Origin of the sequence: Neoalteromonas arenosi (assembly GCF_030362855.1) — a bacterium.
Lineage (GTDB): Bacteria > Pseudomonadota > Gammaproteobacteria > Enterobacterales > Alteromonadaceae > Alteromonas_E > Alteromonas_E arenosi.
In genome coordinates this window covers 67630-90408 of sequence record NZ_JAUCBP010000011.1, presented here as the reverse complement: position 1 = coordinate 90408, position 22779 = coordinate 67630, and the positions used below count along the sequence as shown (strand labels likewise).

General features: G+C 46.6%; 19 protein-coding genes. 9 read left to right on the top strand and 10 right to left on the bottom strand.

Features of this window, described 5'->3' with window-relative positions; translation table 11 throughout:
* Nucleotides 1-35: 35 nt before the first annotated feature.
* The 3 genes from QTP81_RS12955 to QTP81_RS12945 form a co-directional block, all read right to left on the bottom strand.
* Nucleotides 36-881, bottom strand: coding sequence for a DUF6671 family protein (locus QTP81_RS12955; RefSeq protein ID WP_289366074.1), 846 nt, complete (start codon nucleotides 879-881; stop codon nucleotides 36-38).
* Between the two features lie 6 nt (nucleotides 882-887).
* Nucleotides 888-1655 (bottom strand): ParA family protein, encoded by a 768-nt coding sequence (locus QTP81_RS12950; RefSeq protein WP_289366071.1) that lies wholly within the window; start codon nucleotides 1653-1655, stop codon nucleotides 888-890.
* Nucleotides 1656-1805: 150 nt separating this feature from the next.
* Nucleotides 1806-2321, bottom strand: coding sequence for a fasciclin domain-containing protein (locus QTP81_RS12945; RefSeq protein ID WP_434532989.1), 516 nt, complete (start codon nucleotides 2319-2321; stop codon nucleotides 1806-1808).
* A gap of 273 nt (nucleotides 2322-2594) precedes the next feature.
* Between QTP81_RS12945 and QTP81_RS12940 the strand changes: the two genes are divergently transcribed.
* Complete coding sequence (locus tag QTP81_RS12940) at nucleotides 2595-3761, top strand: tetratricopeptide repeat protein (protein ID WP_289366066.1); 1167 nt, start codon at nucleotides 2595-2597, stop codon at nucleotides 3759-3761.
* A 71-nt stretch (nucleotides 3762-3832) separates the two neighbouring features.
* The gene (locus tag QTP81_RS12935; RefSeq protein WP_289366062.1) at nucleotides 3833-4696 is read left to right on the top strand and encodes a M28 family peptidase; all 864 of its coding nucleotides are present in this window, start codon (nucleotides 3833-3835) and stop codon (nucleotides 4694-4696) included.
* Nucleotides 4697-4698: 2 nt separating this feature from the next.
* Here QTP81_RS12935 and QTP81_RS12930 read toward each other — a convergent pair whose 3' ends face one another.
* The 5 genes from QTP81_RS12930 to QTP81_RS12910 all read right to left on the bottom strand — a co-directional run bounded on the left by QTP81_RS12930 (nucleotide 4699) and on the right by QTP81_RS12910 (nucleotide 9363).
* Nucleotides 4699-5544 (bottom strand): isopenicillin N synthase family dioxygenase, encoded by an 846-nt coding sequence (locus tag QTP81_RS12930; RefSeq protein ID WP_289366059.1) that lies wholly within the window; start codon nucleotides 5542-5544, stop codon nucleotides 4699-4701.
* Between the two features lie 103 nt (nucleotides 5545-5647).
* Nucleotides 5648-6859, bottom strand: coding sequence for a NupC/NupG family nucleoside CNT transporter (locus tag QTP81_RS12925; protein WP_289366057.1), 1212 nt, complete (start codon nucleotides 6857-6859; stop codon nucleotides 5648-5650).
* A 25-nt stretch (nucleotides 6860-6884) separates the two neighbouring features.
* On the bottom strand, nucleotides 6885-7508 hold the full coding sequence (gene udk / locus QTP81_RS12920) for a uridine kinase (RefSeq protein WP_289366056.1): 624 nt from the start codon (nucleotides 7506-7508) through the stop codon (nucleotides 6885-6887).
* A 60-nt stretch (nucleotides 7509-7568) separates the two neighbouring features.
* Complete coding sequence (locus tag QTP81_RS12915) at nucleotides 7569-8543, bottom strand: hypothetical protein (protein WP_289366055.1); 975 nt, start codon at nucleotides 8541-8543, stop codon at nucleotides 7569-7571.
* Nucleotides 8536-9363, bottom strand: a complete 828-nt coding sequence (locus tag QTP81_RS12910) for a type 2 periplasmic-binding domain-containing protein (RefSeq protein ID WP_289366053.1) — start codon at nucleotides 9361-9363, stop codon at nucleotides 8536-8538. Before QTP81_RS12910 ends, QTP81_RS12915 begins: the two co-directional genes overlap by 8 nt.
* Before the next feature lie 480 nt (nucleotides 9364-9843).
* On the opposite strand from QTP81_RS12910, the gene QTP81_RS12905 reads away from it, so the two are divergent.
* Complete coding sequence (locus QTP81_RS12905) at nucleotides 9844-12996, top strand: TonB-dependent receptor (protein WP_289366051.1); 3153 nt, start codon at nucleotides 9844-9846, stop codon at nucleotides 12994-12996.
* 111 nt (nucleotides 12997-13107) lie between these two features.
* On the opposite strand, the gene argR is transcribed toward QTP81_RS12905, so the two are convergent.
* The gene (gene argR, locus QTP81_RS12900) at nucleotides 13108-13572 is read right to left on the bottom strand and encodes a transcriptional regulator ArgR (RefSeq protein WP_289366050.1); all 465 of its coding nucleotides are present in this window, start codon (nucleotides 13570-13572) and stop codon (nucleotides 13108-13110) included.
* A 235-nt stretch (nucleotides 13573-13807) separates the two neighbouring features.
* Between argR and mdh the strand changes: the two genes are divergently transcribed.
* Entirely contained in the window at nucleotides 13808-14746 is a 939-nt protein-coding gene (gene mdh / locus QTP81_RS12895; protein ID WP_289366048.1) for a malate dehydrogenase, read from the top strand.
* Between the two features lie 60 nt (nucleotides 14747-14806).
* Here the strand turns inward: mdh and ppc are convergent, their stop codons facing one another.
* Entirely contained in the window at nucleotides 14807-17449 is a 2643-nt protein-coding gene (gene ppc, locus QTP81_RS12890; RefSeq protein ID WP_289366047.1) for a phosphoenolpyruvate carboxylase, read from the bottom strand.
* 141 nt (nucleotides 17450-17590) lie between these two features.
* Here ppc and bamJ point away from each other — a divergent pair, with 141 nt between their 5' ends.
* The 5 genes from bamJ to fabV all read left to right on the top strand — a co-directional run bounded on the left by bamJ (nucleotide 17591) and on the right by fabV (nucleotide 22598).
* The gene (gene bamJ / locus QTP81_RS12885; RefSeq protein WP_289366046.1) at nucleotides 17591-18208 is read left to right on the top strand and encodes a BamJ family beta-barrel-assembly machinery protein; all 618 of its coding nucleotides are present in this window, start codon (nucleotides 17591-17593) and stop codon (nucleotides 18206-18208) included.
* A gap of 125 nt (nucleotides 18209-18333) precedes the next feature.
* On the top strand, nucleotides 18334-18843 hold the full coding sequence (locus QTP81_RS12880; RefSeq protein WP_289366045.1) for a TRAP transporter small permease subunit: 510 nt from the start codon (nucleotides 18334-18336) through the stop codon (nucleotides 18841-18843).
* The gene (locus QTP81_RS12875; protein ID WP_289366043.1) at nucleotides 18843-20210 is read left to right on the top strand and encodes a TRAP transporter large permease; all 1368 of its coding nucleotides are present in this window, start codon (nucleotides 18843-18845) and stop codon (nucleotides 20208-20210) included. The genes QTP81_RS12880 and QTP81_RS12875 overlap by 1 nt, the downstream gene beginning before the upstream one ends.
* Nucleotides 20211-20224: 14 nt before the next feature.
* On the top strand, nucleotides 20225-21328 hold the full coding sequence (locus QTP81_RS12870) for a TRAP transporter substrate-binding protein (protein ID WP_289366039.1): 1104 nt from the start codon (nucleotides 20225-20227) through the stop codon (nucleotides 21326-21328).
* Between the two features lie 76 nt (nucleotides 21329-21404).
* Nucleotides 21405-22598: an enoyl-ACP reductase FabV gene (gene fabV / locus QTP81_RS12865; RefSeq protein WP_289366037.1), complete on the top strand. Its 1194-nt coding sequence runs from the start codon at nucleotides 21405-21407 to the stop codon at nucleotides 22596-22598.
* Nucleotides 22599-22779: the final 181 nt, after the last annotated feature.

The following is a 22779-nucleotide window of genomic DNA, read 5'->3' as shown; positions in this document are numbered from 1 at the left end:
TTGTCAGTTGGCTGGCATACTGTTCAAGATAGTCGTTATGGATTACATAAACTGCACTGGGCGGCAGATGCTACTGCAGCTGATACCGCAGTCGTTTCCTCATAGCCGCAATGTTTGCACCGCGCAATAATTGCCTTAGTTGCGGACGTTGGGCTACCACATAGCTCACAAGGTAATCCTGCGATGCTATCTTCAGCAACAAAATCCACTGCACTGCAACTTGGACAATGGTGAGTTAACCGTCGAGCTAAGTCTTCGGCTGCTCGCGTAATGTTGACTTGACGCTGTGGACAGTGCATGGCGCGTAAATCATACGTTAATTCTAACAACCAAACATTGGGATTTGAACTGGCTTGGTCGAGTGCCACAAAGATCGCTGATTGCTCGAGCAAGGGTTTGTGCACTTCGACGATGGCTTGCTGCTGGTCTTTGGCAATTAAAATAGCGGCTTGATTGGTTGGTAGGCGCTGGATAAATTCGTCGACTTCGGTAGATTTAGAACTCCAATCATGCGCTGCTAATTCAATAATATCGATATTGATAGGTGCCGTATGTTTGCCGGTAGCTAATACCTCTCCTTGCTCGTCAACTGCGACGACAAGCTCTTGGTTAACTGTGCACAACATAAATGGGTCGGCATTAAAACTACCTTCATTACCCAAACCAAAATCAACTGATTCTGCATTTAGCGCTTGCCGAGCCTTTTCAATGGCGCAATCGAGTGGTGCTAACTTCCGTTGGATTTCACCGCTAAATGTGCCAAGTGCGTCAGTATCAAAATCTGTGTAAGCTGTGACTTGCCACTGCAACGCGCTCTGCAGTGGCGCGGCAATATATCGATCTTTGTGATGCAGTGTCGCTATAGCCGCGCAATTAGGCACTTGAAGCTAACCCTCCAACTCTGTTAGAAGTGCTTCAAACTGCTGGCTAAGCTTGTGACTTGGGGCTAGAAACGGCAGTGGTCTGCGCTGCGAATGTGACTCACGCACCTTTACCGAGCTACTTAAATGGGTGTTTAGGACAGGTAATTCCTGTTCAATCAGCGAGGCGACTAATTGCTTGGGCAAGTTAGCCTGCGAATTAAACTGATTAATAATAATACCCTCACAGGCTAACTCTGGGTTGTGATCGCTCTTGAGTTCCATCACATTGTCGAGCAAGCGGTGAATGGCCTGAGCCGAGAAATCATCGCAGTCAAACGGCACGATAAAAGAATCTGCGGCAATTAAAGCCGCTTTTGAGTAGAAGTTAAAGTTAGGTGGCGTATCGATATAGATACGATCGAACTGGTCATCGAGCTTGGCCAACGTATCTCGCAACTTAAACATCTTATAGCGTGATTCTAATTCGCGTTCAATCTCCCCTAAGGCTGGATCGGCTGGCATGATCATCAAGTTTTCAAACGCCGTGGGCTGAATAAAATCTTCAGCGGTTAAGGTCTTGCTAAACCAGCCTACTGTTTGTTTGAACATATCAGCCACAGTGTGTATGTCGTCACTGTTATCAACGCCGACGTAATGTGTGGTGTTGCATTGTGCGTCGAGGTCGACTATTAGCGTTTTTAGTCCGCGCTTGGCACTTGCAGCAGCAAGGTTGGTGCTAATAGTTGACTTTCCAACTCCACCTTTTTGATTGAACACTACGCGTTTTTTCATCGGTTGCCGTTTGTATTGATGATTCAGTCACTCAAGAATAAGGCAAACAAGGTGATTTGGAAATATCTGGTCGTAGCTGTTGATGATTTGCCAGGTGAATAACCTGCGTTTGGCACCAGCATCCCGTTTAGAGATGCTGGCTATACAGGACTATGAATTTGGTAGAATTACACTATCAATGACATGAATAACCCCGTTGCTGCCCTTAATATCGGTAGCCACTACGTTGGCGTTATCAACCGTAACTCTTCCCATGGTGACATTCACATCAATTGAGTCACCTTGCAGTGAATTGGCGGTATCGATACTCACTACGTCTTTTGCGTAAACAGCGCCCGGTACTACGTGATAGGTAAGGATGTCGATGAGTTGATGCTTATTTTCAGGTTTTAATAAACTTTCTACTGTGCCTGCGGGCAGTTTAGCAAACGCAGCATTGGTCGGCGCAAATACGGTGAAAGGTCCGTCACCTTGCAAAGCTTCAACTAGATCAGCAGCTTTTAACGCGGCTACCAGTGTAGAGAAGTCTGGATTGTTTGCAGCGATTGCAACAATAGAGGGTTGTTGGTGTGATTTCTGCTTGTAATTACCGCCAGCGACTACGGCGGTCGAAACACCAAATAAAGCGGTAGACAGTAACAGGGTAGAGAGTAATTTTTTCATAATATAAACCTTCATTTAATCTAAATAATGCCTTTTTGAGGCGTCGTCTGATCTGCATGCGAACACACAAAAGCGCTATGCATGCCTTTTGCTACAAGGGCTAAAGCGAAATAGATGATTACAATGCTGTAATGTGGGTTGGGTTACGATTTTTCGTGGTTCAATGACGTTTCGACACGTTTTGCGACAAACTGAGCGGGATAGGTGACATTGTTGCAATAGACTTTATAAGCTAAAATTAACATGTTGTTTACAAATTGGGGTGGCTGTATGCGAGTGCGCAAAAATATAGTTTCCACGCTACTAACAACACTTTTGGGGTTGGCTGTAGTAGGGTGTAGTAGTACGTCAGATGTCGTAATTGAAGAGCCCGCGCCGCTGTTAAATGATGCAGCCTTTCCCGGCTATGAACTCTTTCCTGTAGAAAGCAAGCAAGAAGTGTTTGCACTCAGCCCAGAAGCAAAAGCCTTTGTGGATCGGGTCATTTGGAAGCATGATGATCCAGATGAAAAAATTAAGGCCTTAGTGGATAAAATCTTTGATCGCTCCAGTTTGAACTTACTCTACAGTAATGATGCAAACACGACCGCGAGTCAAACCTTCGACTCTCGCGCAGCAAACTGTATTTCCATGTCAATAATGACCTATGCACTGGCAAACTATGCAGGATTTGATGCGACGTTTCAGGATATCCAGATCCCTGAATACTGGACCCGTAGAGATGGTTATAGTTTACTAAACGGTCACATTAACCTTAAAGTCAAACCAGGCGACAAAGGCGGTGTACTGCACTTCGTTTCACGTGAGGTTATTATCGATTTTGATCCGCAAGAGAGCCGCAGACACTTTGAAGTCGTTGAAATGTCGGCAGATAAAGCGCTGGCGATGTTTTACAATAACAAAGGTGCAGATGCATTGATTGCGGATTCTTATTCACAGGCCTATGCGTACTTTAAGGCGGCAGCTACAGTGGCTCCCGATTTTGACGGAACTTGGGTAAACCTCGGTATTTTATACCGCCGTGCTGGCTTTATAGACCTAGCCAAAGCCAGTTATCAAAGAGCGATTGAAGCTGACCACGATAATCTCACTGCGTGGGAAAACTTAGCGTACGTTCATCATTTAAATGGCGAAGAAGAGACTGCAAATGCGATTTTTGCCAGAGTTGAACGACAGCGTCTAGATAATCCTTTTTATCATTTCATTCTCGGAGAGCAGGCGTTAGAAGAGGGTGAGCTTGAGCGAGCGCTAGGTTTTTATCGCGCGGCATATCGTTTAGATAACCAAAAGCACGAGATCTTATTTGGCTTGAGCAAAGTCTATTATGCTCTGGGCGATATTGACCGCGCCCAGCGTTTTTTGTCTATGGCCAAACGCCGTGCCTCGAACGCTCAAGATGAAGAGCGTTATCAAGGTAAACTTGCGGTGCTACAAAACCGTTGAAGTGTCTAATCGTTAGGTTTTTATGTGTCACAGCGCTATGTACCAATCTTGCAATAGCGTCTGAAATATCATTGCCTGACCAACTCGTTGCGGATTTCGCATATTTAGCCGATGCGTCTCTGGAAGGCCGCAAGCCGGGTACTAACGGCAGCTTAGCGGCGCAGGAGTATATCGCCCAGCGTTACAGAGAAGCGGATTTGTTAGTGGCAACCGGCGGCAATGACTATCGTCATGCCTTTGATAATGATCGCACCATAGGGCGTCAATTCGGGGTTAATTTAATCGGCCATCGACAGGCTGAGCTTACGCAGATCATTGTTATAACCGCACATTACGATCACATTGGCAAAATCAGTGGCCGAATTCACCCGGGTGCTGATGATAATGCATCAGGTGTCGCCGTATTGCTCTCATTGGCTCGGCGCACCCAGCTATCGCCGCTGAGTCATCAAATACTGTTTGTCGCAACTGATTCAGAAGAGAAGGGTCTACACGGAGCGAAAGCATTATTAGCTGACTTCCCCGGTGATGTTGAGCAGGTAGTTTACAATTTGAATCTCGATATGTTAGCCCGAGTCGGGCGCCCAGCCCGATTGTATTTGACGGGGATTAATACCCATACGGCTTTTACCGGTATCGTTGAGCAGCTCAATGAACAGTTATTACAAGACAGTGCGCTGCGCTTGATCAAAGAGCACAGGCAGCCACGTGGACGGCGTTCGGTGTCGCAACAAATTAACTACAAAAACGCCAGTGATCATGCTGTATTTGCAGACCACGGCATTCCTTATTTGTTCTTTGGCGTTGGTGGCCACAATGATTACCACACGCCAAGAGATACCTTTGAGCGGGTCGAGGTCGATCTATTTATTGAGGTTGAAGCGCTGGCGTGGGCGTTATTGCTCGCCACCGACCAGCGCTTGCAAAGTGAATAGCGTTACGCGACGCCTAATTCACGCAGACGCTCTTTTAAATAACTGTCGGCAGAATGACGATCAGATAACACAACGTCTGGACGTGGATGCAAGAACAACGGCAGTGAAATACGCGAACGTGTTTGGTCGCTACCTTCAGGGTTGATCACGCGGTGCGTCGTTGACGGGAAGTAACCGCCAGACGCTTCTTGCAACATGTCACCAATATTGACGATTAGGTTGCCAAAGTCACAAGGAACATCAATCCAATTGCCGTCTTTACCTTTTACCTGTAATCCAGGCTCGTTAGCAGCAGGTAAGATAGTTAACAGGTTGATATCTTCATGTGCAGCGGCGCGGATCGCATCGGGTTCCTCAGAACCGTCTAATGGCGGATAGTGAAGAACGCGAAGTAATGTTTGACCACTTTGCTTGATCATATTCGACAATGGTTCACGGTAGAGCTTACTCACATCTTCTGGTGATAACTCTTCTACCCAAGTCAAAAGCTCTGCAGCCAAAGCATTCGCTTGCTCATAATAGTCTTGCAGTTGTTGCTTAAGCGCTGCTGGACACTGTCCCCAAGGGTAATAGTGGAAGTATTCCTTGATATCTTTCTTCTTGAAACCCTTGGCAACTTCAGAAACCGTGCTAGGAAAGAACCCATCTTGGGTATCTTTGTTGAAGGTAAAATCGTGCTTTTCTTCGCTGTTAAAGAAACTTTGCCATGTGGCATAAATGTCAGCCACGCTCTGCTGTTGAATCGGATGGTTTTTTAATACGCCAAAGCCCGTTTCGCGCAATGAGCGAACGAATTGTTCCTTCGCGTCAGCCGCTTGATAATCAACGGCAATCAATATTTGTGTCATATAACTCTCTAATCTAACGGAAAGTAGTGCCGCGCATTATAGCGCGGTTTTACCGGAATTTATTGACGCGCATCAACAACCTGTGATGCGCGTTGTCAGGGATTTATGCCAGTGCTAAGAAGAAACCGGCTAATGCTGCGCTCATTAGGTTAGCTAATGTCGCTGCTAATACCGCTTTTAGGCCTAACTGGGCAATCTCTTTACGGCGTGACGGTGCCATTGCACCGATGCCACCCATCAAGATTGCGATAGATGAAAGGTTGGCGAAACCGCACAACGCGAAAGTAACGATGGCTTGAGTGCTTGCGGATAGTTCATCTTTGTACTTAATAAAGTCTAAATAGGCAACGAACTCATTCACAACCATCTTTTGTCCGATGAAGCTTCCGGCTAAACGCGCTTCTTCCCAGGGAACCCCAATAGCCCAAGCTAGAGGTTGCAGGATATAACCGAGAATAAGTTGAAAGGTGACTTCCTCTTGGCCAAACAAAGCGCCAACCCAGCCAATAAGGCCATTTAACATCGCGATCAGAGCGACAAAGGCGAGTAACATTGCGCCGACATTTAGTGCTAGCTGTAGGCCTGATGAGGCACCGCTGGCGGCCGCGTCAAAAATATTCGCATAACTGGCTTTCTCTTCTTTAACATCAGACAGCTCATTGTGTACTTTGTCCACTTCAGGCTGCATCATTTTGGCCATTAACAGTCCACCAGGGGCAGCCATAAAGCTAGCGGCAAGAAGGTATTTTATTTCTACACCAAGACCGGCATAGCCGGCCATCACTGACCCCGCAATTGACGCTAAACCACCGACCATAATGGCGAACAATTCAGACCGTGTCATGGTTGGAATAAAAGGGCGCACAACCAGTGGCGCTTCTGTCTGACCAACGAAAATATTGGCTGCTGCAGACATCGATTCCGGGCGACTGGTATTGAGTAGCTTCTGTAAAGCACCACCAATTAAACGGATGATCCAAGTCATAATGCCGAGGTGATAGAGCACAGCAATTAATGATGAGAAAAAAATAATGACGGGTAATACATTAAAGGCAAAGATAAACCCCAGTGACATATTACCAACTGCGCCGAATAGAAACTCAATGCCGGCACTTGAATAATCGATGACTTGCTTAACGTACTCACTCAGGGTCAGCAACATGCGCACGCCAGGCTCAAAATACAAAATAAACGCACCAATACCGGCTTGAATAGCGAAAGCGCCACCTACAGTGCGCCAATTAATCGCACTGCGGTTAGCGGATAAGAGAAAGGCGATAGCCAATAGTATAATGATGCCGATGATACTGGTCATTAAGCAGTCTTCCTTGTTATTAGTGTTATTGAAGTGCTTGTTTAATATGCGAAGAAATAACGTCTAGCGCAATAAAGTTTTTACCACCCTGAGTTACTACTACGTCTGCGGTAAAACGGCTGGGCTCGATAAACTGGTGATACATAGGCTTTACGGTAGTCTCGTATTGGTTGGCAACAGACTCTAAGGTTCTACCGCGTTCTTTAACGTCGCGCATCATGCGGCGCATTAAACAAATATCAAGCGGCGTATCAATAAAGACTTTCACATCGTAAAGCGGCAACAAGTCAGGACGAGCGAGCAACATTATCCCTTCGAGTATGATCACCGGCGCCGGTTTTAAGCGCTCAGTTTCCGGTAAGCGTGTATGGGTTTTATAGCAGTAGTGTGGATAGTCAATCTCGTCGCCACTGCGCAATTGCTCTAAATGTTCCTTTAATAGTGAATGTTCAAACGCGTTTGGATGGTCGTAGTTATTCTTTTCACGCTCCGCCATCGGCAAGTGATCTTGCGCTTTGTAATAATGATCTTCACGCAAAATTTGGACGGGACGTCCTTGCTCTGAAAAAGCTTTGAGTAAGTTTTCAGTGAACAAAGATTTACCAGAACCTGAAGCTCCAGAAATAGCAATGATGAGCGGTGTTTGCATGTGTGTAGACGTTCGAACTAATTTCGGCAAAGATACGTGTTTACACCGTTTTTGGCAAATCTATAGGCCAATAATTTCGACTTTTTCGGCTTCTACGTGGTGCAGCGCATAGCTGTGCTGTTTCGAGCGTGAGCCTTCGCCTTGTGCTCGAGGTGGGTAAAAGATGGCTTTGTGTTTTTCGTTTTGAGCAAATACCAAATCCAAAACCGCACGGATTTCACTCAATGTCTTCTCTAAATTTGCATTGAAGTCTGGCCGTTTACGCTTGGTGTGACCCAGTTCGATTAATCGCGCAAATGCTTTATTGGCGCCTTTTATCAGTGATTCAGGGACGTCTTTGTGGTGCAACAACTCTGCGTTGGGATTGTCGATACAGTACTGCACTAGCGCAACGAAGAAACACAAGGGTTTATTCTGCATATCAAAACGTTGTTGCGTACCTACATTTACTAACTGCTTGGTATTTAAATCAATGTGCAGTAAGGCTGACGGCAGCATAGATTGACGCTGCTGGCGTCGGACTTCTTTTGCTTCATTGCGCTTGACATAAAATGCACTAATACCCAAAGCAAACAAAAAGCCAAAGTAGTTAAATTGCCAGTGACTAAAAATAGAAGGGACATTAATCGCCATCACCAGATCTGCATGGCCGCTATGCAGACGAATCTCCAGCGGGGTTGCGCTGACTCCAAACAACGGCAAATCCAGATCGCCACTTAATGAGCCCTTGCTCAGTGGCTCGTATTGGACGGACAATACTTCCAACAAAGCGATACCATATTCTTCGGCCACCTTTTGATTAAGGGTGGATAAATAGGCTTCTACGGAGGCTTCATTCAGTGATTGCTGGGTATTGGGGTCACCTAAATCTAGATGGGCTGCGTCGAGTGCAACCCGCGTGCGGATTTCTAATATTGCGTGATTAAGGCCGTGCTTAAACGCCAACAGCTGTGCGCTGCTAAATGCTAGCTGAGTGATTATCCACAGACCCATAAAGATACTCAATGCGCGAAGCATAATGCTGCGTTTAGTCATTACACTCCTCCAGTAATGGCTGCACGCCGTGATAGTAGCTGGATGGGTGGCCATTCGATATATCTGTTATGGTACGCTGTAATGCACAGACTAAATCGGTGTTGCGCTGTTGACCGCGCACATACCACTTAGAGCCGGTGATATCTGAGATGATTTCTGTACGATAGGTGATTGACAGTGTTTGGTCATCATCGTCATCCCAGTAACTGGCGATAATATCGACTTCGCCTACCAGTAACTTATCCCGTAACTCCTGATGGGAGTTGTAATACAAAATGGTTGAATTACTTTCGTTAATGCCGATTTTTTGCAATTGGCTTTTGGGCACCACGTGACCAGAGCGGCTGCTAGGATAATCTAATAATCCGATGCGCTTACCGAGAAAATACTCTTTTGTAATGATGGGCTTTTCAGTTTTACCTATGAAAAACGCTTGATAATCTGGATATTGAGCCACCGCCCGGTAACCATAGGCTTGGTCACTGCCGAACGCAGATACTAAATTGTCTTTAACGAGCGCTAAGTCAGCGATGCCATAGCTAATGTAGCGGTAGGTATCAAAGTCATTACTGCCCAATATCATAGTGACATTACCGAATTGGCGTCTTACTACAGGGTCTTCGCAGAGTAGATCTAAAACGGTTCTAGATAGCCACAAATCGGTGACATACACCGTCAAATTTCGAGGGTTTTGGGAAAAAGGTGCGTCGCAATAGGTTGTTTTTTCGCCAATTAACGCTAACGGCTCAATTTTTTTTTCGCCGAACCACAAACCCAATAAGGCGCTCGCTAGCACACTGAGTGCAGCGAATATCAGCAAAAGATTTCGATTTACATGAATCAACAAGCGCAATGTGAAAACTGAAACAATTCTTATTTATTGTTCGAATTTGACCAGTAATTCGGCGTTATTGCAATAGGTAATATTACTCAAAGGCCGTAAAGCACTGATAAATATACAAAAGCTTTGAGTAATTCTGAATGTTATTGAGCGCTGTTTATTTTTGTGCTGAGTGGGATGATTCAGACTGCTGAAAAGAAGTAATAAGCACAGCGAATAAAATAAAAAAACGTGAAACTTGTATTATTCACTTTGGTACAGTCGTAAGACGCTTTAAAAAATGTGAAGTTCCGGTTAAATCAGCCCTAACGACGTGTTTTGTCATAAATTTGACATATATTTAGCCAAGAATTTAGCGGATTTTTTTAAGCGCTTGTGACTATTTGCTGGATGCAAAATTACTCAATATGAAGGCAAGCGAAATTAATCGTTACGATACTAAAATAGGAAACACACACTATGTTACTCAAATCTAAACTCAATCGCGTTGCGGTTGCAGTTGCGCTATCAGTTGGTTTGTCAACTGCTGCAATGGCGCAAGATACATCGTCAACCATTCGTGGTTCGGTAGCAACACAGGCGGGTCAAATGGTTGCTGGTGCGACAGTGACACTAACTGACACGCGTACGGGCGCAGTTCGTACATTCGTAACCAATGCAGAAGGTAACTTCAGCGTGCGTGGTTTACGTGTTGGCGGTCCATACACACTAACCGTCGTTGACTCACAAGGTTCACGTACAATTGAAGACATCTACGTAAACCTAGGTGAGCCAGCAAGCGTTGCGATTTCTCTAGAGCCTTCTTCAAACGTTGAGCGTATCGTTGTAACTGGTACTGCTGGCGGTGTTGTTACTGAGGCGCTTGGTCCATCTTCAAACTTCAACTTCGAAGATTTGCAGTACCAGCCTTCAATTGCTCGTGACATTAAAGACGTTATTCAAAATGACCCGCGTATCACTATCGACCCGTCTAACTCAGACGCGATTCAGTGTGGTGGCGTAAACAACCGTTCTAACAGCATTACTGTTGACGGTATCTCTCAGAACGATAACTTTGGTCTTAACAACAACGGTTACCCAACTGAGCGTTTGCCTTTCCCATTCGACGCAATTGACCAAGTTGACGTTCAGCTTGCTCCGTTCGACGTAACTTACGGTGGTTTCACTGGCTGTAACGTAAACGCTGTTGTTCGTTCAGGTACCAACGAAATCTCTGGTAGCGTATGGATTGACTATACCAACGATGCTATGCAAGGCGATTCAATCGAAGGTAACAAGTTTGACGTGCCAGATTTCGATGAAAAACGCTACGGTTTCACGGTTGGCGCACCAATCATCAAAGACAAACTATTTATCTTTGCTGCTTATGAAACTCATGAGCCAACTGAATTGTTCGAAGACGGTCCAGAAGGTGCTGGTTTTGCTGAGCCTATCGACGGCTTAACTGTTGGTATCCTTGATGATATCCGCAGCATTGCACTAAACACTTACGGCTATCAAGCAGGTGATATCATCACTGCTGCTGACGAAGAAGAAGAGAAAGTACTAATCAAACTTGATTGGGAAATCATGGACGGCCAACGTGCTTCATTGACTTATCAGAACACTGACGGTAACACCATCAGCTCAACGGGTGCATCTTCTCGCAGTTATGCGTTCAATGACCGTTACTACCGCCGTGCAAACGAGTTAACGTCTTATTCATTGCAGTTGTTCTCTGACTGGACAGACAACTTCTCTACTGAACTACGTGTAGGTGTTCAAGAAGTTAAAAATGGTCAAACGCCATTCACTTCTGACTCTGATTTCGGTGACGTAACTATCCGTGACGTAGTTGACGGTGTTGACGTATTCCTAGGTGCTGACCAATTCCGTCAAGCTAACAAACTAGAATACGATACAAATACCTTCCGTTTTGCGGGTACTTACTTCGCAGGCGATCACGAAATCACTGGTGGTATCGAGTACGGTTCAGTTGACGTGTTCAACTTGTTCGTACCGGGTAGCCAAGGTCGTTTCGAGTTTGACTCTCTAGAAGATTTCCGCAACGGTATTGCAAGCCGCATCCGTTACGCGATCCCTGGTTCACTTGACGCAAACGACGGCGCAGCCGCATTCACGTTTGAAAATACTACTTTGTTCCTACAAGACCGCTGGTTAGCGACTGACGACTTGACTGTTACTTTCGGTCTTCGTTATGACGAGTGGACAAGTGACGATATCCCAACAGCTAACCCTAGCTTCCAAACGCGTTACGGCTTCACAAACGCTGTAGCACCTGACATGTCATTGTTACAACCGCGTTTGGGCTTTAACTTGGTCGTTGACGATTCTACTTTCGTTTACGGTGGTTTGGGTCTATTCGCTGGTGGTAACCCGAATGTTTGGTTGTCTAACAACTACTCTAACAACGGTGTAACTATCCTTGCTTCTGACGTTCGCTCTGGCGATGCGTTGATTGCTGCTAACACTCCTGGCTTCTTGTTCAACTTGCCACAAGCGTCTATCGACGGCTTGACTGGTGGTGACGGTGCCGTTAACGCGCTTGACGCTGATTTCGACGTACCTTCAATCTGGAAGATGAACTTGGGTGTACAACACGAGCTAGCCAACGGCATCTTAACCGGTGTTGACGCTATCTTCTCTCGTCAACAAGACTCAGCTAAGACTGTAGCGTTGAACTCTGTACGTGTAGGTCGTGCGGCTGATGGTCGTCCTATCTACCAAAACGTAGATTTGTTAGATGCAGACTGTGTTGCTGATCCGACGAGCGCAAGTTGCTCTGAGCGTTCAACTACAGACTACTTCCTAACTAACGCTGATGACGATGGCGATTCATTAGTATTGTCGGCGTGGGCGCGTAAGTCTTATGACAACGGCTTCCGTTGGGGCGCTGCATACGCATACATGGATGCGGAAGAAGGCAGCCCAATGAACAGCTCTACTGCAAGTTCAAACTACGGTAACTTGTCTACTGCTGATTACAACAACCCAGAAGTTGCTACCAGTAACTACGAAGTTAAGCACCGCTTTACGCTTAACCTTGGTTACACTACGCAAATCTTTGACGGTTTAGACACTCGCTTCAACCTATTCGCACAACGCGTTAAAGGTAAGCCGTATAGCTTTACATTCGATTGGGATCCAGGCTTCGGTGACGAGCGTCCGTTCGAAGACCGTTCATTGCTTTACGTACCTCTAGAAGATGATCCAATCGTAGCGTATGCAGATGGCTTTGATTTGGATGAGTTTAATGCGTTCATCCGTACTGCTGGCCTAGAGGGTTCGCGTGGTACAATCGTTGACCGTAATGCGCAAAACAGTGACTGGTGGTCACGTGTGGATCTTCGTGTTTCTCAGGAAATTCCTGGCTTCATGGATGACCACAGCGGTGAAATCTACTTCGCTATCCGCAATATCGGTAACTTGATCAACGATCAATGGGGCGTATATCGTCAGGTTAACTTCGAGTACAACAACCCAGTTGTTGACGCGAGACTACAAGACGATGGTACTTACCTATTCACTAACTTTGACGGTGACCGCGGTCAGACAGTTAATGCTGACGCGTCTACTTGGTCAATGCGTGTAGGTATCAAGTACCGCTTCTAAGCGGTTTGATAAGCGGTCATACGTGGCCGCTTTATCGCAGATACAAAAAAGCCAGTTGTTAGCAACTGGCTTTTTTATGGTCGGGAATAACGTGGAAAGGCTTATAATTTACTAAACGTTTTCGAATAATGCTTCAACGCGCTGGCGTAAATCTTCAATCTGGCTGACATCAGCGGGCGCAATGAAGATAGTATCATCACCGGCAATAGTGCCAAGTACCCCGTCCTTTTTGGACAGAGAATCTAATAAACGGGCAATTAACTGCGCAGCGCCAGGGCTTGTGCGGATAATCACCATAACGTTATTGTGCACTATATCGAGGACTAATTGCTTAAGCGGACTTTTTGCGGTTGGCATTCCCAGTTCAGGCGGCAAGCAATAGACCATATCGCCGCGTGCATTCCGCGTGCGAACCGCACCAAACTTACTGAGCATACGCGAAATCTTAGATTGACTGATGCTGTCGAAGCCAGATTTCTTAAGGGCATCAACAATTTCACCTTGCGATCCGTAACTCTCTGCTTTTAAGAGATCTTTAAATGCTTTGATCAGTAGCTCTTGCTTTACCGTAGCCATGCAGTTTTGTATTGAGAAATTTGCTCTATTTTGCCGGATCACTATCGGTTAGGCAATTTTGTTCGCGGTTATTCCATGTTCATAGATAAAATAGTGAGTATTAGACCATCGGGTGATTGAGTTTTGACCTTTATTGCATTAGTGTGTCGGGCGTTTCAATTAATAGCCTATCGCTGAGAATCAGCGTGTAGGCGTACTAGATCTCAATATCGATCGAATCACGTAGGAGAAAAACATGAAAGTAGCAGTCCTAGGAGCCGCTGGCGGAATCGGCCAGGCACTATCGCTATTATTGAAAACTCAACTTCCAGCTGGCTCAGAGTTGTCTTTGTACGACGTTGCACCAGTCGTTCCAGGTGTTGCGGTTGATCTAAGCCACATTCCTACAGATGTAAAAGTTACTGGTCATGGTAAAGACGACTTAGCAGACGCATTAACGGGTTGCGATATCGTCCTGATCCCAGCGGGTGTGCCACGTAAGCCTGGTATGGACCGTTCTGATCTGTTCAATATCAATGCGGGTATCGTACGTAACCTAGTAGATGCAATTGCTGATACTTGTCCATCAGCGTGCATCGGTATTATCACCAACCCAGTTAACACTACTGTTGCGATTGCCGCAGAAGCGCTTAAGGCAAAAGGCGTTTATGACAAGAACAAATTATTTGGCGTAACTACGCTTGACGTAATCCGCGCCGAAACTTTCGTTGCTGACTTAAAAGGCTTGGATGTAGCTGGTGTGCATGTTCCAGTTATCGGTGGTCACTCTGGTACTACTATTTTGCCATTACTTTCACAAGTTGAAGGTGCAACATTCAGCGATGACGAAGTAGCGGCATTGACCAAGCGTATTCAAAATGCAGGTACTGAAGTTGTTGAAGCAAAAGCTGGCGGTGGCTCTGCAACGCTTTCTATGGGTCAAGCGGCAGCGCGTTTCTGTCTGTCTCTAGTGGCGGCGATGAAAGGTGACAACGTAGTTGAGTACACTTACGTTCAAGTGGATTCTGACGATGCAGCCTTCTTTGCACATCCTGTCCGCTTGGGTGCAAATGGTGTAGAAGAAATCCTGCCGTACGGTGAGCTAAGCGCGTTCGAACAGCAAGCTAAGGCAGACATGCTAGACGGTTTGCGCGGTGACATTCAATTGGGTGTTGATTTCGTTACTAAAGCGTAAGCTTGAATGAAAACAAAAAAGCCGGTCATTCGACCGGCTTTTTATTACCTGCATTGCGGCTTAACCGGTATTGCGCATACCAATCGCAATTCCCGCAATAGCGACCATCATCGCGCGTTCTAGCACAGCAACTTTGTCACTATCTTGAGCCTCTTCAGCCAACGCATTTTGCGCTCTAATGCGTTCTAACAACTCAATTTGCAAATAGTGCAAAGGCTGCAAGTATCCGGCGCGAATGTTCATTGACTCTTTGCCTTGTTGGTCGCCTTCCATAACGCTGTTTTGCTTAGTGAGCTTAAGTAACATAGCAATACTGTCAGACAACTCACTGCGCAAGGTTTCGCCAAAGTGTTTCAGCTCTTCGGGCACTAAGCGTTTGTCGTAAGATTCGCTAATTTTCGGATCGGCTTTGTGGAATACCATGTCAAGCATCGACAAGCGCGATTCAAAGAACGGCCAGTTTTCGATCATGTCGTCAACGGTCGCTTGTCCACCGGCGTTATAGTGGGCTTCGATAGCACGCATTACACCTAACCAAGAAGGCAACACTAAGCGCGTTTGTGCCCATGCAAAGATCCAAGGTATAGCACGCAAGCTCTCGATGCCGCCAGTTGGTTTTCGCTTGGCTGGACGAGAACCCAAGGGTAACTTGCCCAACTCTTGCTCAGGCGTCGCCACACGGAAGTAGGGCACAAAGTCCGGGTGTTCGCGCACAATGCTACGGTAATTGTCTCGGGCATTGTCTGCCATGGTTTGAATTGTTTCACGCCACTCTTGCTTGGGTTGCGGTGGTGGAAATAAGATCGCCTCAATAATTGCACTGGCGTAGATACCCAAACTGCGTTTGGCTAATTTGGGCATACCAAACTTATAGCGAATGGTCTCACCTTGCTCAGTGACACGGAATCCTCCGCTCAGCGAGCCCGGAGGTTGCGAGTGAATTGCTGCATGTGCCGGTAAACCTCCGCGCCCTATGGTGCCGCCACGACCGTGGAATAGGGTCAACTGTGTCTGATACTCATCCGCCAACTCAACCAATGCTTCTTGCGCTTGATATTGAGCCCAACCTGCGGCTAATGCGCCCGCGTCTTTGGCTGAATCTGAGTAGCCAATCATGACGTATTGACGGCCTTGGATATAGCCCCGGTACCAGTCAATCGAAAGTAAATTGCGCATGACGTGCGGCGATTGATTCAAGTCGTCGAGGGTCTCGAACAGCGGCGCTACCGGCATTGGCCAATCAACGCCCATTTCTTGTAGCAACAGCTGCACAGCTAATACGTCCGATGGCTCACTTGCCATTGAAATAATGTAAATCCCAAAACCATGACGCGAGTGACTAGCAATAGTAGTCGCGGTGTCGAGTACTTCTTGTACATCATCACTGGGTGACCATTTACGCGGGAACAGCGGTCGCTTAGAGCTTAATTCGCGGAGTAAGAATGCTTGCTTGTCAGCTTCACTCCACTGGTTGTAATCACCCAAACCCAAATGGCGGGTAAGTTCACTAAATACGTCAGCATGGCGCTGTGAATCCTGTCTGACGTCAAGCTTCAACAAGTGTACGCCGAAACAATGTGCCCGGCGGATAGTATCGGTTAATAAACCATCGGCAACGATCTGCAAACCCGTCTCAACCAAGCTGTTGTAACACAGCATCAGTGGCTCTATGAGCTCTTCCTGTGTTGCGATCCAGGCGCTCTGGTCGGTTGCCGTTCCCGTGTTTAGGTAACGGTCAATATCGTCGCGGGTGAAGCGCAATTGATTGACCAGCGGTCGCAACAGCGCACGATAGGGTTCTAGCGCATCGCCAACAACGTCGCGCAGAGCGGGGTTACACTCGCTCATCGATAACTCAACTTGGAGTTTATCAATATCGATGGCGAACAATTTTGCCGCGCGTTTACGTGCTAACAGCAACACCTGTTCGGTCACTTTTGAGGTAACAAATGGGTTGCCATCGCGGTCACCGCCCATCCAACTGCTAAATTGTACCGGCTTGGCATCTAACGGCAGGGGTAATTCATAGTGAGCATCAAGACGTGTGGCAAAATCTCTCAAGAACTCTGGCACCGCATCCCATAGTGAGTTTTCAATCACTGAAAAGCCCCAACGCGCTTCATCAACAGGTGTTGGACGAATCGTTCTAATTTCTTCGGTGTGCCAAGCTTGGGCGATTAAGTCGGCAATGCGCGCTTGCAAGCTGCTGCGCTGATGGTCGTTTAATGATGCTTGGTGTAACTCGGTTAAGCACTTAGCGAGTTCGCTGTGCTTGTGGATCAGCGTACGGCGAGTAACTTCGGTAGGGTGTGCTGTTAAGACCAAATCAATATTGAGGTCACTAACTGCCTTTTGCACGCTTTGCTGATTAAGTTTGGCTCGTTCGATATGTTCAAATAACGTATCAAGTGAGACGTCGATATGGGTCGCACTATTATATTCTTGTTCAGCGATATTCCCCAGATTCAAAAATTGCGCGAACGCGCGACCAACGACCAATAAGTCTTTGTCACTTAGTTCACTAAACAGCTGTTGTAATGCTGCACTACTTTCCGTGTTGCCTTTGTTGGCTGCACGGCCGGATTTGCGAATGTGTTCGATGCGTTCCAACCACTCTTCACCCAGCTGGTGCTTGATGGTAGCACCTAAAGTCGCGCCTAATTGGCGGACTGTATCACGTAGTTGTGCGTCAAACTCAGTCATGTCCTTCTCCAAAGTTAATCGAATATAAACGATACTCTATTCACTTAAGCACTGTCTAATAGCTTTGGCTATATCTTAGAGAATGTGCGAATAGGTCTGGTTGTGTTATCATCGCGCACTTTTGAACCAACGGGAAAAATCGTGAGCGAAAAGTATTCAACTATCGAATTACAAGCTAGTTACGGCATTGGCTATAACATGGGTCAACAACTAGCACAGAACCCTTTTGAGGGCATGCAAGTTGATGCCGTAGTTGACGGCGTGCGTGACGCCTTCAACCAAGTTGCACCACAAGTGGCAGACGACGCATTGCGCGCTGCTTTTGAAACCATTCATCAACGTATGCAGGAAGCTAAAGCTGAGCAGCACAAAGCGGTAATCGAAGAAGGTGTAGCATTCTTGGCTGATAACGCAAAACGCGATGAAGTGACTGTGACTGCATCTGGTTTGCAATACGAAGTGCTTACCGAAGGCGAAGGTGCGACACCAGACGCGAGCTCAACAGTGCGTACGCACTACCACGGAACACTGATTGACGGTTCTGTATTTGACAGCAGTTACGATCGCGGCCAGCCAGCAGAATTCCCAGTCGGTGGTGTGATCAAAGGCTGGACCGAAGCGTTACAGCTAATGAAGGTGGGCGCCAAATGGCGTTTGTATGTACCACATAACCTAGCTTACGGTGAGCAAGGTGCTGGCGGTGCAATTGGTCCATACGCGACCTTGGTTTTCGATGTTGAGTTGCTCGACATCCTGTAAAACTGTGCGGATCCAAAAAACCCCGTATAACTTTAGTTGTGCGGGGTTTTTTTCGGTTGCGTTGCGCAGTAGGAAACGCATAAGCTATGCGTTAATGATTGCAAATAATTAGAACAAAACCTTTTATGTCAGCAAACATAAGTGATGCGATCGACACGTTTAATCGAGTCATTGCCAAGCTTGCTAGTATTGGCTTGCTACTGATGACTCTGATCACCTTTGCTATTGTGGTGCTCAGATATGGCTTTGATACCGGCTGGATAGCACTACAAGAGTCGGTAATGTATTTGCACGCGTTAGTGTTTATGCTTGGTGCTGCTTATACTCTGCGCGAAGACGGTCATGTGCGAGTGGATATCTTCTACCGTAAGTTCTCGCTGCGTGTGCAAGCATTCATCAACATTTTCGGTACGCTATTACTGTTATTCCCGGTGTGTATTTTTATACTGGTGATCAGTTGGGATTACGTGAGTAATTCCTGGCGGCTACTTGAAGCGTCAAAAGAGGCGGGTGGGCTACCACTGGTTTTCGTCTTGAAGAGCCTGATCCCGGCATTCAGCGTTTTAATGCTCTTACAAGGGCTGGCTGACATTTTGCGGAATATTGTCCTTATCAGAAAAGTAGGTTCGATGTAATGGAATACATTGCTTTGCTGCTATTTGTTTGTGTGTGTGGCGTGCTTCTGCTCGGTTATCCAGTCGCTTTGAGCCTTGCTGGAACTTCCTTGGTGTTCGCCGGTATTGGTATTCTAGCGGGTAGCTTTGACGCCAGCTACCTATCTGCAATGCCCAGTCGTATGTATGGCATTTTAACGAATACGACCCTTATCGCAGTTCCACTGTTTGTGTTTATGGGCGTGTTGTTGGAAAAGTCCAAAATAGCTGAACAGTTATTACTTTCCATGGCGCACTTACTCAGTGGACGGATTCCCGCGGGTATGGCTGTGTCAGTGGTTTTAGTAGGCATGCTATTGGCTGCCAGTACCGGGATTGTTGGGGCAACAGTTGTCACTATGGGCTTGTTGTCGCTACCGAGCATGATGAAAAAGGGTTATTCACCGGAATTGAGCAGCGGCCTCATATGTGCAACCGGCACTCTTGGACAAATTATTCCGCCCTCTATTGCCTTAGTGCTGCTCGGCGATGTTCTGTCTAACGCATATCAGCAGGCGCAACTCGATATGGGCATATTTTCGCCTGAATCGGTTTCGGTTGGTGATTTGTTTGTTGGTGCATTGATCCCTGGAGTGTTGTTAGTTGCCATGTATCTGATTTACGTCGTAGCAAACGCGGTATTCACTCAACAAGGCGAACAGCGGGTAGAGGAACAGAAGCAGCAAGTCGCTATTGGTACAGTGTTGTCGGCATTAATTCCGCCTTTACTGCTGATTGTTATTGTCTTGGGCGCCATTATTAGTGGCTCGGCAACACCTACTGAAGCATCGGGGGTTGGTGCATTTGGTGCATTAATGTTGGCGATAGTTAAGCGTACTCTTACATGGGCGCAATTTAAACTGGTGTTAGCTGAAACAACCAAAATTACCTCAATGGTATTTTTAATTTTAATCGGCGCATCAATCTTTTCGTTGGTATTTCGCGGGTTTGGTGGTGAAGAGCTAATACATTCGTTTTTCGAAAGCTTACCCGGCGGTGCTGTCGGCGCTATGCTAATCGTCATGCTTGTGGTTTTTCTACTCGGATTCATCCTCGACTTTATCGAGATTACATTTGTAGTTGTACCTATTGTTGCCCCAGTTTTGCTGATGATGGGGCTTGATCCTATATGGCTTGGCATAATGCTAGCGGTAAATTTGCAGACCTCTTTTTTAACGCCACCCTTTGGTTTCGCGCTATTCTATTTACGTGGTGTTGCAGCTAAGACTATTCAAACCGCACAAATCTATCGCGGTGTAGTACCCTTTATAATTATTCAACTGATACTGTTGGTAATTTTATTCGTTTGGCCTGAATTGGCGACGTATCTACCCGATAAAATTTATTAAACACAAGGTAAACCATGAAACTCCGAATTCCACATATTGTGTTGGCTGCCCTCAGCCTTGTTTGGCTAAATGCTTGTGGCCCAGCCCCAGAAAACCAATCTGCTGCTGATACATCAGGACCCGTTCTACAAGAGTATCGTTGGAAGATGGTCACCGCATGGCCAAAAAACTTTCCCGGACTTGGGCGAGGGCCAGAAACGTTTTCGCGCATAGTTAAAGAAATGTCGGGCGGACGTCTCACCGTGAGAGTGTATGGTGCGGGTGAGATAGTGCCTGGATTCGAAGTTTTTGATGCGGTATCAGCGGGAACCGCAGAAATGGGGCATGCTGGCGCTTATTATTGGAAGGGGAAAATCCCCGCAGCACCAATCTTTTCTGCGATTCCGTTTGGCATGAACGCAACAGAAATGAATGCATGGTTACACTATGGCGGCGGTCTAGAACTGTGGCAGGAAATATATGCACCTTTCGGTGTAATACCTTTTGCGGGTGGAAATTCTGGTGTTCAGATGGCGGGTTGGTTCAAACAAGAAATTAATTCTCTGGAGGACTTCTCGGGCCTCAATATGCGCATTCCAGGTTTGGGGGGTGAGGTCTTTGAACGCGTTGGCGGTGTTCCAGTGACTTTGACCGGTGGCGAAATTTTCACTTCACTGCAAACGGGGGCGATTGACGCAACAGAATGGGTTGGTCCTTACAACGATTTAGCGTTTGGTTTGCACAATGCTGCCAACTACTACTACCACTCAGGCTGGCATGAACCTGGCACCGTACTTGAGTTTATTGTTAATCAAGAAGCCTTTGAAGCCCTACCAGAAGACCTGCAAGCCATTGTCCGCATTGCAACTCGCGCAGTTAACCAAGATATGTTGGACGAATACACCGCGCGCAATAACAATGCAATGCAACAATTGATCAACGAGCACAATGTCGATGTACGTCCACTACCTGCTGACGTCTTAGCTGCGCTGAAACGTGCAACGGATGAAGTCTTGGCCGAAAAGTCTGCAGAAAATGCTGACTTTGCGCGTATTTATGCTTCATACAAAGAGTTCTATGAGGGAGTGAAGGAGTATCATGCGCTTTCGGAGCAAGCTTACTACGAGAATCGACAGTAGCGGTTCGTGCTGCTCCGAGTTGTTTAAGTCGCGTTGGCGATTACAATACGCGCCAAATTAAAAAATAGGATTACACATGGTAATACAGCCTAAAGTACGCGGATTCATTTGCACTAACGCGCACCCAGAAGGATGCGCGGCATCAGTCGATAATCAAATTGCCTTTACTCAATCGCAGGGCGAACGCTTTGCTGCTAACGCCAACCAACCGAAAAATGTACTGGTGATTGGTTGCTCCACTGGTTATGGCCTAGCTTCTCGGATTACCGCCGCATACGGCTATGGTGCAAAGACTTTGGGTATTTGTTTCGAAAAGGCGCCTACTGAACGCAAGACTGGAACTGCGGGTTGGTACAATACAGCGGCCTTTCATGAGCGCGCTCACGCTGATGGGATGTATGCAAAAACACTCAATGGCGACGCCTTTTCAAACGAGTTAAAAGCGCAAGCTATCGAGGCAATTAAAGCCGACCTAGGCAAAGTTGATTTGGTGGTTTATAGCTTGGCATCACCACGCCGTGCAGATCCTGTATCGGGTACCGTATTTAAATCAACGCTTAAGCCGGTGGGACAGGCTTATACGACTAAAACTTACGACACTGACAAAGACTTAATTCATACCGTTGAGTTAGAGCCTGCTAATGAACAAGAGATCCACGACACGGTAAAAGTCATGGGCGGCGAAGACTGGGAGTTATGGTTGGATGCACTTGCTGATGCTGGTTGCCTCGCCGAAGGGTGTGAAACAACAGCGTACACGTACATCGGTAAAGAGCTAACGTGGCCTATTTATGGTCAGGCGACAATTGGTAAAGCTAAAGAAGACTTAGATCGTGCCGCAGCTGCAATTCGCACCAAACATGCCCAGTTAAACGTTGATGCGCACGTTTCCTCGCTTAAAGCACTAGTTACACAGGCGAGTTCGGCAATTCCTGTGATGCCTTTGTATATATCACTCATTTACAAAGTGATGAAAGAAGAGGGCACACACGAAGGTTGTATCGAGCAGATCGCCGGTTTGTTTGCTGAGCGATTGTATGCCGATAACGCTGAAACTGACGAGACGCGTCGTTACCGAATGGATGGCAAGGAGACCAATGATGCCACACAAGCAAAAATAAAAGCGCTGTGGGATCAAGTCACTCAGGAAAATTTTCACGAGCTTGCTGACTACAAAGGTTACCACCAAGACTTCTTGCAGTTGTTTGGTTTTGCGATGGATGGCGTAGATTACGACGCCGATGTTGACCCTATTCGCGAATGGAAATGATCGAATAATTCGAATATTAAGCCCCGCCATGGGGCTTTTTTTTGCCCTGTATTCACCATTCGTGCGGATATAACCAGCAGAATAACCCCCCTGAATAGCGAAAATGGCATCTTCAGTTGCCAATTATTGGTTTAAAATTCCTAAGTTTATGTGATTTTGATTAGCACTAGCGGGTCGGTTA